This window comes from Streptomyces parvus, from assembly GCF_032121415.1.
Classification (GTDB): domain Bacteria; phylum Actinomycetota; class Actinomycetes; order Streptomycetales; family Streptomycetaceae; genus Streptomyces; species Streptomyces globisporus_A.
Genome location: NZ_CP135079.1, coordinates 1112567 through 1128407, shown reverse-complemented (window position 1 = coordinate 1128407; position 15841 = coordinate 1112567). Strand labels below are relative to the sequence as shown.

At 73.5% G+C, this 15841-nt stretch carries 13 protein-coding genes; 8 read left to right on the top strand and 5 right to left on the bottom strand.

Annotation, left to right across the window (positions count from 1 at the left end):
• The first annotated feature begins 4 nt into the window (after positions 1 to 4).
• Positions 5 to 805 (top strand): SGNH/GDSL hydrolase family protein, encoded by an 801-nt coding sequence (locus tag RNL97_RS06155; RefSeq protein WP_313750457.1) that lies wholly within the window; start codon positions 5 to 7, stop codon positions 803 to 805.
• 262 nt (positions 806 to 1067) lie between these two features.
• Positions 1068 to 1331 carry a hypothetical protein gene (locus RNL97_RS06150; RefSeq protein WP_030590234.1) on the top strand — a complete coding sequence of 88 codons (264 nt, stop codon included), beginning with the start codon at positions 1068 to 1070 and terminating at the stop codon, positions 1329 to 1331.
• A 216-nt stretch (positions 1332 to 1547) separates the two neighbouring features.
• Here RNL97_RS06150 and RNL97_RS06145 read toward each other — a convergent pair whose 3' ends face one another.
• The 4 genes from RNL97_RS06145 to hmgA all read right to left on the bottom strand — a co-directional run bounded on the left by RNL97_RS06145 (position 1548) and on the right by hmgA (position 6404).
• Positions 1548 to 2744 carry a CaiB/BaiF CoA transferase family protein gene (locus RNL97_RS06145; protein WP_313750456.1) on the bottom strand — a complete coding sequence of 399 codons (1197 nt, stop codon included), beginning with the start codon at positions 2742 to 2744 and terminating at the stop codon, positions 1548 to 1550.
• Positions 2745 to 2838: 94 nt separating this feature from the next.
• Positions 2839 to 4128 carry a type ISP restriction/modification enzyme gene (locus RNL97_RS06140; RefSeq protein ID WP_030590228.1) on the bottom strand — a complete coding sequence of 430 codons (1290 nt, stop codon included), beginning with the start codon at positions 4126 to 4128 and terminating at the stop codon, positions 2839 to 2841.
• A gap of 98 nt (positions 4129 to 4226) precedes the next feature.
• Positions 4227 to 5033: a GntR family transcriptional regulator gene (locus RNL97_RS06135; RefSeq protein ID WP_030590225.1), complete on the bottom strand. Its 807-nt coding sequence runs from the start codon at positions 5031 to 5033 to the stop codon at positions 4227 to 4229.
• A gap of 51 nt (positions 5034 to 5084) precedes the next feature.
• A complete protein-coding gene (gene hmgA / locus RNL97_RS06130; RefSeq protein ID WP_243313618.1) occupies positions 5085 to 6404 on the bottom strand; it encodes a homogentisate 1,2-dioxygenase in 1320 nt (439 codons plus the stop codon).
• 163 nt (positions 6405 to 6567) lie between these two features.
• Between hmgA and RNL97_RS06125 the strand changes: the two genes are divergently transcribed.
• The 4 genes from RNL97_RS06125 (at position 6568) to RNL97_RS06110 (ending at position 12521) form a co-directional block, all read left to right on the top strand.
• Positions 6568 to 7188, top strand: a complete 621-nt coding sequence (locus RNL97_RS06125; protein WP_199814244.1) for a TetR/AcrR family transcriptional regulator — start codon at positions 6568 to 6570, stop codon at positions 7186 to 7188.
• Between the two features lie 227 nt (positions 7189 to 7415).
• Complete coding sequence (locus RNL97_RS06120) at positions 7416 to 9620, top strand: molybdopterin-dependent oxidoreductase (protein WP_030590218.1); 2205 nt, start codon at positions 7416 to 7418, stop codon at positions 9618 to 9620.
• Positions 9621 to 9759: 139 nt separating this feature from the next.
• Positions 9760 to 11196 carry a CitMHS family transporter gene (locus RNL97_RS06115; RefSeq protein ID WP_030590216.1) on the top strand — a complete coding sequence of 479 codons (1437 nt, stop codon included), beginning with the start codon at positions 9760 to 9762 and terminating at the stop codon, positions 11194 to 11196.
• Positions 11196 to 12521: an MFS transporter gene (locus tag RNL97_RS06110; protein WP_030590214.1), complete on the top strand. Its 1326-nt coding sequence runs from the start codon at positions 11196 to 11198 to the stop codon at positions 12519 to 12521. The genes RNL97_RS06115 and RNL97_RS06110 overlap by 1 nt, the downstream gene beginning before the upstream one ends.
• Here the strand turns inward: RNL97_RS06110 and RNL97_RS06105 are convergent.
• Positions 12436 to 12939, bottom strand: coding sequence for a DinB family protein (locus tag RNL97_RS06105; RefSeq protein WP_313750455.1), 504 nt, complete (start codon positions 12937 to 12939; stop codon positions 12436 to 12438). The genes RNL97_RS06110 and RNL97_RS06105 overlap by 86 nt on opposite strands.
• A gap of 265 nt (positions 12940 to 13204) precedes the next feature.
• On the opposite strand from RNL97_RS06105, the gene RNL97_RS06100 reads away from it, so the two are divergent.
• Together RNL97_RS06100 and RNL97_RS06095 are read left to right on the top strand one after the other, a co-directional pair.
• Positions 13205 to 14599: an aldehyde dehydrogenase family protein gene (locus RNL97_RS06100; protein WP_030590210.1), complete on the top strand. Its 1395-nt coding sequence runs from the start codon at positions 13205 to 13207 to the stop codon at positions 14597 to 14599.
• Positions 14600 to 14633: 34 nt separating this feature from the next.
• Positions 14634 to 15713 carry a Zn-dependent alcohol dehydrogenase gene (locus RNL97_RS06095; protein WP_030590208.1) on the top strand — a complete coding sequence of 360 codons (1080 nt, stop codon included), beginning with the start codon at positions 14634 to 14636 and terminating at the stop codon, positions 15711 to 15713.
• Positions 15714 to 15841 lie beyond the last annotated feature (128 nt).

Here is a 15841-nt window from a genome sequence, read left to right as displayed (position 1 = left end):
TTCCATGAAAATGTCCAGACTCGTGGCGTTCTCGTCCTCTCTCCTGCTCGGCGCCGCCCTCGCCCTGACCGGTGCGGGGGTCGCGAACGCCGACTCGTCCGCCGCCGTCGACTACGTCGCCCTCGGCGACTCGTACTCCTCCGGTGTCGGAGCCGGCAGCTACGACGGCTCCGGCTGCAAGCGCAGCAGCCGCGCCTACCCCGCCCTCTGGGCGGCCGCCAACTCCCCCTCGTCCTTCGACTTCGCCGCCTGCTCCGGTGCCAGGACCAACGACGTCACGGGCGGTCAACTCGGCAGGCTGAACACCTCGACCGACCTCGTCTCGATCTCCATCGGCGGCAACGACGCCGGGTTCGCCGACGTCATGACGACCTGTGTCCTCCAGTCCGAGGCCACCTGTCTCAACCGGATCGCCACCGCCCGCGCCTATGTCGACTCCACCCTCCCGGGCAGGCTCGACTCCGTGTACTCGGCCATCCGCTCCAAGGCCCCCTCCGCGCAGGTCGTCGTCCTCGGCTACCCCCGCTTCTACCAGCTCGGTGGCGGCTGCATCGCCGGTCTGAGCGAGAAGGAGCGCACCGCCATCAACGGGGCGTCCGACCACCTCAACACGGCCACCGCCAAGCGGGCGGCGGACCACGGCTTCACTTTCGGCGACGTCAGGACGACCTTCACCGGGCACGAGATCTGCTCCGGCAACTCCTGGCTGCACAGCGTGAACTGGCTCAACATCGGTGAGTCCTACCACCCCACCGCCGCCGGACAGTCGGGAGGCTATCTCCCGGTCTTCAAGTCGGCTCTCTGACAGGTCAGTTCCTCCGTCCGGCCGCTTCGTGCGGGAGACCTCGCCGGTCGAGGCCTCCCGCTTCGGGGCTGAACGGCGGGCGGCCTAAGGGGCAAACGTGCCGAACTGCCCCAAGTCGCCCTGGAATCGCGCGGATTCGGTAACGGGCCGTCAACCTCCGTATATGTGTGCGCAATCGTGTGGCCGGGATACACGGGTGTCACCGCGGGACGATAGGGTTAACCTGCCCGGACCGGGTGCCCTCGTACGGGTGGGGAGTGACATGGAACAGATAACGGTGCGAAGCAGGCCGCGTGTGCCTGCCATCACATGCGGGAGCGGTGCGACCAGTACGCGCCTCGACCGCCATCTCGCGGTGCTCGGCGGCCCCGTCGTCCCGCAGCGCGAGTCGGCCGAAGCGACGCTGCTCATGCGTGAGCTGACCTCGCGTGATGTCGCGCACACCCGTCGGAGCAGGAGCGCCCGTGTGTCGCTCTTCGCGCCGCTGCGGCGACTGCGGCGCTCGCTCTTCGGCAGCCGCCGCTGACCCACGGCCCGGCCCGCCCGCCCCCGGGGCCTCTCGTTTGGATCAGGTCGGGCTCGCGGGCCCCGGCACGCGCATCTGCGGCGTTGTCGTCAATCACCAACGCTCGGCGTTGCCCCGATCCTCCGCCTGGCAGCTGCACGCACCGGACCCCGCTCCCTGATCCGACCTGATCCAAACGGAAGGCCCTGGCCGGCCCACCGCTCGGGACGGACCGGGTCAGGCGATCACTCCGTCCCGGCGCAGCACCGATGTCTGCTCGTCCGTCATCCCCAGGGCTCGCAGCAGCGCATCGGTGTGCTCGCCCAGACCCGGTACGGCACCCATCCGCGGATCCTCGCCGCCCGGCAGCTTGATCGGCGGCAGCAGCGCCCGCAACGGCCCCACCGGTGAACCCACTTCCCGCCACCGGTCCCGTGCCGCGAGCTGCGGATGCGCCGCCACGTCGGCCACCGTGTTCAGCCGGGCACAGGCGATACCCGCCGCTTCGAGACCGGCCAGCGCCTCCTCACCCGTCAGGCCCGCCAACGCCCGGCCCACCGCATCGTCGGTCCGCTCCCGGTTCGCGGTCCGCGCCGCGTTCGTCGCGAAGTCCGGGTCCGCGGCCAACTCGGGCCGCCCCAGCACCTGCTCCGCCAGCCGCCGCCACTCCCGGTCGTTCTGCACGGAGAGCAGCACCTGCTCACCGTCGGCCGTGGCGAAGGCGTCGTACGGGGCGATCACCGAGTGGGCGAGACCGGTACGCGGCGGGGGCGTGGCCCCGTGCATCCCCTGGTGCAGCGGGTGGCCCATCCACTCGGCCAGCGCGTCCAGCATGGAGACCTCCACCGGGCCGCCCCGCCCCGTAGCCGCCCGCCGCAGCAGCGCCGCGAGCACACCGGAGAACGCGTACATGGCCGCCGCGATGTCGGCCGCCGGAACGCCTGTCTTCACCGGCTGCTCCGCCGTCCCCGTCACCGAGACGAGCCCGGCCTCGCACTGCACGAGCATGTCGTAGGCCCGCTTGTGGGCATACGGCCCCTCCGCCCCGTAACCGGAGATGTCGACGGCCACGAGCCGCGGGTGCGCGGCGCAGAGCGAAGCGGCGTCGAGCCCGAGCCGGGCCGCCGCCCCCTGCGCCAGATTCTGGACGAACACATCGGCTCCGGCGACGAGTTCACGGACCACCGCGAGGCCGCGCGGATCCTTCAGGTCGACGGCGAGGGATTCCTTGCCGCGGTTGCACCAGACGAAGTGCGAGGCGAGACCGCGCGCCGCCGTGTCGTAGCCGCGCGCGAAGTCGCCGCCGTCCGGGCGCTCCACCTTGATGACCCGGGCTCCCAGGTCGGCGAGCTGCCGGGTGGCGAAGGGGGCGGCGACCGCCTGCTCGACGGCCACCACCGTGATGCCGTCGAGGGGGAGGGGCAATGTGTTCATGACCCCGTGCATACCCGCTGACCGGCGCTTTCGCCACCCTCCGCTGCCCGGCCCGCCCCTCGCGGCGCTGCGAACCGCCTCTCTCCGGCCGCCGCTACAGCAGCGCGAACTGCCCCTCCGGGCCCTCCTCCAGGTGTCCCAGCACCGATGCGGGGCGCCGTGCCGAGGGCGGGACGGGCAGCACGCCCGACGCCCGCAGCTCGGCCGGACCGATCAGCGGACCCGCCTCCAGCGAGGCCGTCAGCTCCTTCCGGGGACCCGCCGTGCCGTCCAGCAGAGCCAGTACGGTGATGAGTTCGAGCAGCTCCGAGGTCCACTCCCGGGGCCAGCCGCGCGCCCCGACCGCGTCGAGCCCGTCCGCGGCCGTGCCGTCCGGCCCCCGGCCCGCCGCTGCCGCCGCCCGGCGGCCGAACCAGAGCTCCAGCACCCGCACCCCGCCCACCGTGAACTCCCAGGCCTCCGCGGGCACCGGCGAGATCCGGCCGTCGCCGACGATCAGCGCCTCCTCCCCGGCGTCGTAGGACAGCCCCGTGGGGCGGGCGGGGAGCGCCGCCCGCACATAGGGCCTGCGCCCGCCCGGCAGCCGGGGCCGTTCCCCGCCCCTGGCCCCGCGCGACTGGAGCCGCAGCAGCTCCCGGCCGAGCGCCACCCCCCGCGACCACAGCTCCGCGTCGGCCGGCAGCGGGACCAGGGCGCCGGTGGCGACGGGCCGGGCGGCGGCCAGCACCCAGGCCAGTACCGCTTCCGGGGTGAACGCGTCCGGCTCCGCGCCACTGCCGAGCCGCCCGCGCAGCAGGTCCAGCAGCCCCGGCGCGAGGTTGGGCTCCATGCCCCCGGGCCTGCGGTGGAGCGGCCTGATCCGGCCGGGCCGCCCGGCGGGGGAGTACCCGTCGGGCAGCAGCGCGGTCACGGACAGGGCGGGCCCGGCGTCCTCGGGGGCGGAGCCGTGTTCGACCGCGAAGAGCTGCTGCCCGTCGGCGACCCGCCACAGCTCCGGACGGGCCGCGTCGATCAGCCGGTGGTCGGGGAGCAGCCACTGTTCGTCGTACGGGCCGTGCAGGATCCGTACGGGGTCGGGGCAGGGGCCGGGATCCCGGGCGAAGCGGGCCGTGCCGGCCGACTGGCCGGGCAGAGCCGCGACCGAGGTGTGCGGCGTACGGGAACGGGTGGGCGCGAACAACCGCTCCTGCTCGGCGGCGTCGGCACCGGCCAGCCGCTCCCAGCGGGCCCGGAGCGCCACGGGGTCGGGGCCGCTCACCCAGGCGCGGCCGGTTCGCAGCGGTCGCACCGACCACGGCATCAGCTCGTCCAGGGGCACGAACGCGTCGAACGGCGAGGACTCCGTGTCCCCGCCGGATCCGGCCGCCGTCCTGCGCGCTGCCACCGAGCCGTCCCTCCCCTGTCCGCCGTGACCTGGCCGCGATGACCTGCCGGCCGTGGCCCATCGCATCGTAACGGCGGGCGGTCTCCCCCGGGGCGGGGTCAGTGGGCCTCCACCGTCACCGAGAAGGAGAACCGGTCGCCCCGGTAGCGGATCCGGGCCACGTCCACCGCGCGCCCCTCCTCGTCGTACGTCACGCCCGTGTAGTGCAGGATCGGGCTGAGCAGCGGGACCTGGAGCAGCTCGGCGGTGACGGGGTCGGCGAGCCGGGCCTCCACCGTGTCGGTGATCCGGGAGATCCGGACTCCGACGACATCGCGCAGGACCTTGGTCATCGGCCAGCGTTCGAGGTCGGCCACGTCGATCCGGGCGGCGATGTCGGGGCGCACCGCGTTCTCCGCCCAGTTGGTGGGCTCGTCGCTCTCGCCGTCGCGGCGCAGCCGCCGGTAGCAGGTCACCTCGTCGCAGTCGGGGAAGTACTCCGCGAGATCGCCGGGGAGCGGCACCGGGCCGTGGCCGAGCACGGTCGTCGCCTCCCCGGACTGCTGGGCCACGATCGCGTCGACCGAACCCAGCAGCCGGACCGGGGAGACCCGCCGGGCGCGCGGCTCGATGAACGTGCCGCGCCGCCGGTGCCGGCTGATCAGCCCCTCCGTCTCCAGCTCCTTGAGCGCCTGGCGCATCGTGAGCACGCTGACCCCGTAGTGCGCGGCGAGCTGCTCCTCGGTGGGCAGCCGGGCGGAGGCGTCCTGCGGGCGGCCCAGTATGGAGGCCCGCAGGGACTGGGAGACCTGGTACCAGAGCGGCAGCTTCCGGTTCAGGACGAGGGAGTCGGGGGCGAAGGCGGGCGGCCGGCCCGGCTGCTCCGCACCACTGTCGGCCCCGGCCCGCTCACGGCTTTCGGTCATGTCGTCCCCGTCCCGTCCCATCCCGCCCCTCCGGGCCTCCGTGCCCCTCGGCTACGGCCGGAAGTTGCGGCTCAGACCCTGCCACACGTCGTCGTAACCGCGCTGCAGATGACCGGCGGAGGCCGCCTGTTCCGTCGCCGTGACGGGCCAGCGGGTCTCGAACATGAAGGCCAGACCGTCGTCGATCTTCTGCGGCTTCAGCTCCGCCGCGCTCGCCCGGTCGAAGGTCTCCCGGTCCGGTCCGTGCGCCGACATCATGTTGTGCAGGGAGCCGCCTCCGGGGACGAAGCCGTCGGCCTTCGCGTCGTACGCCCCGTCGATCAGGCCCATGTACTCGCTCATCACGTTGCGGTGGAAGTAGGGCGGGCGGAAGGTGTCCTCGCCGACCAGCCAGCGCGGGGCGAAGACGACGAAGTCCACTCCGGCCAGCCCCGGGGTGTCGGACGGCGAGGTCAGCACCGTGAAGATCGACGGGTCGGGGTGGTCGTAGCTGATCGTGCCGATCACGTTGAACCGGCGCAGGTCGTACACGTACGGGGTGTGGTTGCCGTGCCAGGCCACCACGTCGAGCGGCGAGTGGCCGTACGTCGCCGACCAGAGGTTCCCGCAGAACTTGTTGACCACCTCCACCGGGCCCTCGTGGTCCTCGTACGCGGCGACCGGGGCGAGGAAGTCCCGGGCGTTCGCCAGGCCGTTGGCGCCGATCGGGCCGAGGTCGGGCAGCGCGAACGGGCGGCCGTAGTTCTCGCAGACGTAACCGCGCGCGGACTCCTCCAGCAGCTCCACCCGGAAGCGGACCCCGCGGGGGATCAGCGCGATGTGGCCCGGATCGGCGCGGAGCAGGCCCAGCTCGGTGCGCAGCAGCAGCGCGCCGCGCTCGGGGACGATCAGCAGCTCGCCGTCGGAGTCGCTGAACACGCGGTCCGTCATCGAGGAGTTGGCGTGGTAGAGGTGGATCGCCATCCCGGCGCGCTCGGCGGCGTCCCCGTTGCCGCCGAGCGTCCACAGGCCGCTCAGGAAGTCCGTGCCGGGCGCGGGGTCGGGCAGCGGGTTCCAGCGGAGCCGGTTCGGGTCCGGCACGGTCTCGGTGAACGGGGCCGAGCGCAGGGCGCCGTTGTCGATGCGGGTGAACGCCGGGTGGGCGGCCGAGGGGCGGATCCGGTAGAGCCAGGAACGGCGGTTGTCCGCACGCGGCTCGGTGAACGCGGAGCCGCTCAGCTGCTCCGCGTACAGCCCGAGGGGGGCGCGCTGGGGGGAGTTGCGGCCGTGCGGGAGCGCCCCCGGCACCGCCTCCGAGCTGTGCTCGTTGCCGAAGCCGGAGGAATAGGTCAGCCCCCCGGCCGTCTTCCTCGCCTGGTCGATCGCGCTCATCCCGCACTCCCGGTGCCCAAGAAAGCCCTCGGATCCGTCGGACGACGAATCCTATGCACCACCGTAGGAATAGGAGCGGGGCGCGTCAACGGCATACATCGCGCCATTCGGTGCGTGTGCCTCTGGTGTCCGGCCGGTGCGGGGGGCACGGCATCATGGGCCCGTGCCTCCTCAGCCCCATGTCAACCCGAACCTCCGCCGCGCCCCCGTGCAGCAGCGCAGCGCCGACCGGCTGGCCCGAATACTCGACTCCTGCGCCGGGCTCCTCGACGAGGCCGGTTACGAGCAGCTCACCACCCGGGCCGTCGCCGAGCGCGCCGAAGTGCCGATCGGCTCCGTCTACCGGTTCTTCTCCAACAAGCGCGCGCTCGTCGACGCCCTCGCGCTGCGCAACCTGGACACCTACGCCGACCGCATCGGCGCCCGGCTCGCGGACCTGCCCGCCACGGACTGGCGCGCCGCCATCGACGCGGTGCTCGACGAGTACCTGGCGATGAAGCGGAGCGTCCCCGGCTTCGCGCTCGTCGACTTCGGGCCGCCGTTCCCGGCGGAGGGGGCGGCGGACGACGCCAACCGGCGGCTGGCGGACCGGCTCGCCGTGCTGCTCGCCGGGCACCTCGGCCGCCGGCCCGACGAGGGGCTGTCCCGGGCGATCCTGGTGAGCGTCGAGGCGGCCGACGCGCTGCTGCAACTCGCCTTCCGTACGGAACCGTCGGGCGACGCGGCCATCATCGCCGAGACCCGGACGCTGATCAGGTCCTATCTCGCGCAGACGCTGGACTGAGCCGAACGGCTCGGGGCCGCCCGCCTTCTCGGGGGGCTGTCGCCCCTCCGCCCCGCGGGACCGCCGCATCCGGTGCCGGAGGCTGCCCGTCCGTCGTCTTCTCCGTGCGACACCTCCCCACCGTGCGTACCGGTCGGTATGCTCGCCCGTGCCGGGGCTCCCGGGGCTCCACGCCCCGCCCGGCCCATGTCCGCGTGCCGTCGCCGCAGCCGCCCCGGGGAGGGCCCATGTCCCACGCATCCCGCACCGCACCGCGTATCTGCCCCCTCTGCGAGGCCACCTGCGGCCTCACCCTCACCATCGAGGGGACCACCGTCACCGGTGCGCGCGGCGACCGCGACGACATCTTCAGCCGGGGCTTCATCTGTCCCAAGGGGGCGTCCTTCGGAGGGCTCGACGCCGACCCCGACCGGCTGCGCGTCCCCCTCGTGCGCGGCGACGACGGGGAGCTGCGCGAGGCGACCTGGGGCGAGGCGTTCGACCTGATCGCCGCGCGGATACCGGACCTGGTGCAAGCCCATGGCCCGCAGGCCGTCGGTGTGGTCCTCGGCAACCCCAACGTGCACACGATGGCGGGCTCCCTCTACCCGCCCCTGCTGCTCGGGGCCCTGCGCACCCGCAACGTGTTCACCGCGAGCACCCTGGACCAGATGCCGAAGCACGTCTCCAGCGGTCTGCTCTTCGGTGACGCGCACGCCATCCCCGTACCTGATCTCGACCGCACCGACCATCTCCTCCTGATCGGCGCCAACCCGCTGGAGTCCAACGGCAGCCTCTGCACCGCCCCCGACTTCCCCGGCCGGCTCAAGGCCCTGCGCCGGCGCGGCGGCACCCTCACCGTCATCGACCCGCGCCGCACGCGCACCGCCCGTCTCGCCGACCGGCACGTCGCGATCCGGCCCGGCGCGGACGCCCTGCTGCTGGCCGCCCTCGCGCACACCCTCATCGACGAGAAGCTCGCCGACCCCGGGCCGCTCGCCGAGCACCTGGTAGGCCTCGACGAACTCGCCGCCGCCCTGGCGGACTTCACCCCGGACACGGTCGCCGCCGCCTGCGACGTGGACGCGGACACCATCACCGCCATCGCCCGCGAACTCGCCGCCGCCCCCACCGCCGCCGTCTACGGGCGCATCGGCAGCTGCACCGTCGAGCACGGCACCCTGGCCAGCTGGCTGGTGGACGTCCTCAACATCCTCACCGGCAACCTCGACCGGCCCGGCGGCGCGCTCTTCCCGCTCTCCGCCACCGCCCGCGCACCGCGCGCCGCCGAACCCGGGACACGTCACGCCGCCCCCGGCAAGGGCTTCGCGCTGGGCCGCTGGTCGAGCCGGGTCTCCGGGCACCCCGAGGCCAAGGGCGAACTGCCCATCGCCGCTCTCGCCGAGGAGATCGACACCCCGGGCGAGGGCCGCATCCGCGCCCTGGTGGTCATCGCGGCCAACCCCGTGCTCTCCGCGCCCGACGGCGACCGGCTCGACGCGGCCCTCGCCGACGGGCTCGACTTCATGGTCAGCGTCGACCCGTACCTCAACGAGACCTCCCGCCGCGCCGATGTCGTCCTGCCCCCGCCGCCGCCCTCGCAGAGCGCCCACTTCGACTTCGCGTTCAACAGCTTCGCCGTCCACAACCAGGTCCGCTACACCCGCGCCGCCGTCCCCCTGGAGGCCGGGCGGATGGACGAGAGCGAGATCCACGCCCGGCTGATCCTCGCGGTGAGCGGCATGCACGGCGCACCGCCCTCCGCCGTCGACGACCTGGCCGTCGACACCGCGCTCACCCGGGCCGGGGCCCCGAAGGAGCTGGCCGCCGGGCTCACCGGCGAGAGCGGTCCCGAGCGCCGACTGGACCTGATGCTGCGCCTCGGCCCGTACGGGCTGACGCTGGAGCGGCTCCTGGCCCATCCGCACGGCATCGACCTCGGCCCGCTGAAACCCCGCCTCACAGAGGTCCTGCGCACCCGCTCCGGCCGCGTCGAACTGCTCCCGGAACCGATCGCCGCCGATCTGCCGCGCCTGCGCCGGGCGCTGGGCGACCGGCCCGCCCCGCTCGTCCTCGTCGGCCGCCGCCATCTGCGCTCCAACAACAGCTGGATGCACAACGTCGGCTCGCTCACCGGCGGGTCCAACGTCTGCACCCTCCAGATCCACCCCGACGACGCGGCCCGCCTCGGGCTGGCCGACGGGGACACCGCCCGCATCGAGTCGTCGGGCGGCGGCATCGAGGCGCCCGCCGAGATCACCGACACCGTGCGCAGCGGGGTGGTGAGCCTCCCGCACGGCTGGGGCCACAGCCGCCCCGGCACCCGCTTGTCGGTCGCCGCCGCCCACCCCGGGGCGAACGTGAACCAGCTGCTCGACGGCACGCTCCTGGATCCGCTGTCCGGCACCGCGGTCCTGAACGCCATCGCGGTCTCCGTCACCCCAGCTCGCTAGCACCACCGCGTTGACCTGGGGTTTTGCTCGTATTGCTCACAGGTCAACATCTTGTTAACGCTGCGAGAGGGCCCCTAACGTCATCCGGACCGACCGCCGAGACCGGTGGGAGTTCAAGGATGAACGTTAGGTATCCCCCATGCTGACAATCCTCGGCTTCGCCATGATCGCGACCTTCCTGGTCCTGATCATGACGAAGAAGATGTCGCCGATCGCGGCGCTGGTACTGATCCCCGCACTGTTCTGTGTCGCCGTCGGGCAGGGCGCCCAACTCGGCGACTACGTGATCGAAGGCGTCGGAAACCTCGCCCCCACCGCTGCCATGCTGATGTTCGCCATCGTCTACTTCGGCGTGATGATCGACGTCGGCCTGTTCGACCCGATCGTCCGGGGCATCCTGAAGTTCTGCCAGGCCGACCCGATGCGCATCGTGGTCGGTACGGCGGTGCTCGCCGCGATCGTCTCGCTGGACGGCGACGGTTCCACCACCTTCATGATCACCGTCTCGGCGATGTACCCCCTCTACAAACGCCTGAAGATGAGCCTGGTCGTGATGACCGGCGTCGCGGCCACCGCCAACGGCGTCATGAACACCCTGCCCTGGGGCGGCCCCACCGCCCGAGCCGCCACCGCCCTCAAACTGGACGCCTCCGAGATCTTCGTCCCCATGATCCCGGCGCTCGCCACGGGCCTGCTCGCCGTGTTCGTGCTGGCGTACGTGCTCGGCATCCGGGAGCGCAAGCGCCTCGGCATGCTCACCCTCGACGAGGCGCTCGCCCGGGAGCCGCAGCCGGAGCCGGAGACCGTGTCGGCCGGCAGCGGCGGCACCGGCGGCAAGGACCGCCTCCACAAGGGCGCCGCGGCCGCCGTGGGCGGTACAGGAACCGGGGCCGGGGTCTTGGCCAGTGGTACGGAGGACGGGGACGACGACGAGTTCCAGGGCCTCGACCCGAACCGGCCCACCCTCCGCCCCAGGCTCTACTGGTTCAACGCCGGACTCACCGCCGCCCTGCTGACGGCGATGATCATGGAACTGATGCCGATCCCGGTGCTCTTCCTCCTCGGCGCGGCCCTCGCGCTCACCGTCAACTTCCCCCACATGCCCGACCAGCGGGCCCGGATCGCCGCGCACGCCGACAACGTGCTCAACGTCTCCGGCATGGTCTTCGCCGCCGCCGTCTTCACCGGGGTCCTCACCGGGACCGGCATGGTCGAGCACATGGCCGACTGGGTCGTCGGCGCGGTCCCCGAGGCGATGGGCCCGCACATGGCCATCGTCACCGGCCTGCTCAGCCTGCCGCTCACCTACTTCATGTCCAACGACGGCTTCTACTTCGGCGTCCTGCCCGTCCTCGCCGAGGCGGGCGCGGCCCACGGGGTCTCGCCGCTGGAGATCGCCCGCGCCTCCCTGGCCGGTCAGGCCCTGCACATGTCCTCGCCCCTCGTGCCCGCCGTGTACGTCCTCGTCGGCATGGCGAAGGTCGAGTTCGGCGACCACACCCGCTTCACCGTCAAGTGGGCGGTGCTCACCTCGCTCGTGGTGCTCGGGGCGGGCATCCTCTTCGGCATCATGTGATGACCGGCCGACCGCGATCCGGGCCCGGCAGGGGCTGGCTGCTGCGCCTCGTCATCGCCTTCGCCTTCGCACAGGGCGCGGTGTCGATGGCGCGGCCCGCCGTCTCCTACCGGGCCCTCGCGCTGGGCGCGGACGAGACGGCCGTCGGCGTCATCGCCGGGGTGTACGCGCTGCTCCCGCTCTTCGTCGCCGTACCGCTCGGCCGCCGCACCGACCACGGGCGCTGCGCGCCCCTGCTGCCGCTCGGCGTCCTGCTGATCTCCGGCGGCTGCGCGCTCAGCGGCCTCGTCTCCTCGCTGCCCGCGATGGCCGCCTGGAGCGGGGTGATGGGCCTGGGGCATCTGTGCTTCGTGATCGGCGCGCAGTCGATCGTGGCCCGGCAGTCCGCACCCCAGGAACAGGACCGCAACTTCGGGCACTTCACCATCGGGGCCTCGCTCGGCCAGCTCATCGGCCCGATCGCGGCGGGCGCGCTCATCTCCGGACAGGGCGGAGCCCTCGGCCGTACGAGCGCGCTGGCGCTCCTCGTCTCGGCCGGGGTCTGCGCGGTCGCCCTCACCTCGCTCCGGCGCGTCGAGCACCGCCGGACGACCGACGCCCGGCCGCGGACCGACGGCAAGGTCCCCGTCCGGGCGATCCTCGGCGCGCGCGGCGTCCCCGCGGGCATCCTCATCAGCATGGCGGTGCTGTCCGCCACCGACATCCTCACCGCCTACCTGCCGGTCGTCGGGGAGCACCGCTCCATCGCGCCGGCCACCGTCGGCCTGCTGCTGAGCCTGCGGGCCGCGGCCACGATCACCTGCCGGCTGGTGATGACGCCGCTGCTGCGGCTGCTGGGCCGCCGTGCCCTGCTGACCACGAGCTGCCTGGTCGCCGGACTCCTCTGCGCGGGCGTCGCCCTCCCGGTCTCCGTCCCCGTCCTCGCCGTGATGCTGGCCGTGCTCGGCTTCTGCCTCGGCGTCGGCCAGCCGCTGTCGATGACCACGGTGGTCCGCGCCGCCCCCGAGGGCGCCCGCTCCACGGCCCTCGCCCTCCGGCTGACCGGCAACCGGCTCGGCCAGGTCGCCGCCCCCGCCGCGGCGGGCCTGATCGCGGGCGCGGTGGGGGTGGCGGCCCCGTTCGTGCTGCTCGGCGTGGGGTTGGCGGGCGCGGCGGGCCTCGGCCTGCGCGGCGAGGGCCGTGCGGGGTCAGAACCCGCCGACGAGGGCCGTACGGAGCCGGTGCCCGCCGACGAGGCGGTCAGCGACCGGTCGAACCGTCGATCAGCTCCCGGAGGATGTCCGCGTGACCGGCGTGCCGCCCGGTCTCCTCGATCAGGTGGGTGAGGGCCCAGCGCACGCTGGGGGAGGGCTTGCCCGGCCGCGCCCGGGGCAGCGGTGCGCCGAGGTCGGCGCACCCGTCGAGTACGGCGTTCGCCTCCGCGACCGCCTCCCGGTAGCGGGCCACCACCTCGGCCACGCCGTCCTCGGGCGCGGCGTGGAACGTCGACGGCCAGTCGGTGACGCGGTCCCCGAGGAAGGTGGCCCGCTCGACGAAGGTCAGATGCCGGAGCAGGCCCAGCAGGTTCGTCCCCGACGGCACCCCGGCGGCCCGGGCCGCCGGACCGGGTGCGCCCTCGACCTTCTCCGCGATCGAGGCGCGCAGGTAGTCGAGGAAGCCGCGCAACACCTCCGCCTCGCTGTCGCCGGTCCGGGGCGGCGGGGTGTCCCGGCGTCGGGTGCGGTTGCGGGGCGTGGCGGTCATGGTGCCTCCTCGGTCGGGGCGGCGCGGGGGGCGGGCTCGCCGGTCTCGTCCCAGTCTTGTCCGGTCGGCCGCCGCCGGGGCAAGGGATCATGCCGTTCCGGCAAGCCGCCGGCGGGGGCGCCACGGTGCGACGGCGTGACCGGTGTCTCGGAAGGCTCTCTGGCGCCGGAAAACTAACGGCGCTAGTTTGGGCGGGTGCGACGTGTGCCCCGCGCCCGCCGCACGGCTTCGGCGCTCCGCAGAGCACGTCCGGGAGGAAACAGCCATGCAGGCCCATGACCAGATGTACATCGACGGTGCGTGGCGGCCCGCCGTCGGCCGGGACACGATCGCGGTCGTGAACCCGGCGGACGAGCAGGTCATCGCCCACGTACCGGCGGGGACGGCGGAGGACGTCGACGCGGCGGTGCGGGCCGCGCGCGCCGCCTTCCCCGCCTGGGCCGCGACCCCGCCCGCCGAGCGCGCAGCCCGGCTCACCGCGCTGGCCGACGCGCTGGCCGCCCGCAAGGACCTGCTGGCGGAGACGATCACGGCGGAGCTCGGCTCACCGCTGCCGCTGTCGCAGGCGGTCCACGCGGGCGTGCCCGTGCTGGTGGCCGCCTCGTACGCCGAACTGGCCGCCCGTCACGCCTTCGAGGAGCGGATCGGCAACTCCACCGTGCTGCTGGAGCCGGTCGGCGTGGTCGGTGCGATCACCCCCTGGAACTACCCGCTCCACCAGATCGTCGCCAAGGTCGCCGCCGCGCTCGCCGCGGGCTGCACCGTCGTCCTCAAGCCCGCCGAGGACACCCCGCTCACCGCCCAGCTCTTCGCCGAGGCCACCGAGGCCGCCGGTCTGCCGCCGGGGGTCTTCAATCTCGTCACCGGCCTGGGACCGGTCGCGGGCCAGGCGCTCGCCGCCCACGAGGACGTCGACCTGGTCTCGTTCACCGGTTCCACCGCCGTCGGCAAGCAGATCGGCGCCACCGCCGGGGCCGCGGTCAAGCGCGTCGCCCTGGAGCTGGGCGGCAAGTCCGCCAATGTGATCCTGCCCGGCGCGGACCTCGCCAAGGCGGTCAACGTCGGCATCGCCAACGTGATGAGCAACTCCGGTCAGTCGTGCAGCGCCTGGACCCGGATGCTGGTGGACGCCGAACGGTACGACGAGGCCGTGGAGCTGGCGGCGAACGCCGTCACCAGGTACGTGGCCGGGGAGCGGGTCGGTCCGCTCGTCAACGCCAAGCAGCAGGCCCGGGTGCGCGGTTACATCGCCCAGGGCATCGCGGAGGGCGCCCGGCTGATCGCGGGCGGCCCGGACGCGCCCCTGGAGACCGGCTACTACGTCAGCCCGACCGTCTTCGCCGACGTCACCCCGGACATGACGATCGCCCAGGAGGAGATCTTCGGCCCGGTCGTCTCGATCCTGCGGTACGAGGACGTGGACGACGCGCTCCGGATCGCCAACGACACGGTGTACGGGCTCGCCGGGGCCGTGTGGGCAGCCGACGACGAGGAGGCGGTGGCCTTCGCCCGCCGGATGGACACCGGGCAGGTCGACATCAACGGCGGGCGGTTCAACCCGCTGGCCCCGTTCGGCGGCTACAAGCAGTCGGGGGTCGGCCGCGAGCTGGGCCCGCACGGTCTGGCGGAATACCTCCAGACCAAGTCGCTCCAGTTCTGACCTCCGTGACCCTTTCCTCGTAAGGAGCCTGTTCGTGGTCCGCGCCGCCGTACTTCCCGCCGTCGGAGCTCCGCTGGAGATCACCGACATCGTCCTGCCGGAGCCCGGCCCCGGCCAGGTGCGTATCGCACTCACCGCCGCCGGGGTCTGCCACTCCGACCTCTCCCTGTCCAACGGCACCATGCGCGTCCCGGTGCCGGCCGTCCTCGGTCACGAGGGAGCGGGCACCGTCCTGGCCGTCGGCGAGGGCGTCACGCACGTCGCGCCCGGCGACGGTGCCGTCCTCAACTGGGCCCCCTCCTGCGGGGTCTGCTTCCACTGCGGGATCGGCGAGGTGTGGCTCTGCGCCGACGCCCTCAAGGGAATCTCCCGGCTCCACGCCCGTACGGCGGACGGCACCGATCTCCACCCCGGGCTCAACGTGGCGGCCTTCGCGGAGGAGACCGTCGTCGCCGCCAACTGCGTCCTCCCCGCCCCCGACGGCGTCCCGCTCACCGACGCCGCCCTCCTCGGCTGCGCGGTCCTGACCGGCTACGGGGCGGTCCGCCACAGCGCCCGGGTCCGCGAGGGCGAGAGCGTCGTCGTCTTCGGGATCGGCGGCGTCGGCCTCGCCGTGCTCCAGGCCGCCCGGATCGCGGGCGCCTCCAGGGTCATCGCGGTCGACGTCTCCCCGGCCAAGGAGGAGCTGGCCCGGCGGGCGGGCGCCACCGACTACGTCATCGCCTCCGCCACCACCCCGCGCGAGATCCGCAAGCTGACCGGCGGCCAGGGCGCGGACGTCGCGGTGGAGTGCGTCGGCCGGCCCGCGACCATCCGGGCCGCCTGGGAGTCCACCCGGCGCGGCGGCCGCACCACGGTCGTCGGGATCGGGGGCAAGGACCAGGAAGTCACCTTCAACGCGCTGGAGATCTTCCACTGGGGCCGGTCCCTGACGGGCTGCGTCTACGGCAACAGCGACCCGGCCCACGATCTGCCCGTCCTCGCCGACCACATCCGCGCGGGCCGCTTCGACCTGTCGATGATGGTCACCGAGCACATCGCCCTGGACGGCATCCCCGCCGCCTTCGACAACATGATCGCGGGCAAGGGCGGCCGCGCGCTGGTGGTGTTCTAGACCTGGCAGTCCGTCGTCCGGGAGGTCGAGGCGGCCGGCCCCGGCGGCCGGGCGTCTCTCTCGCCCTCCTCGAACAGCCGGGGGGCCGGGCCCTCGATCAGCGGGTCCGGCGCTGCCCGCCGCGTCCC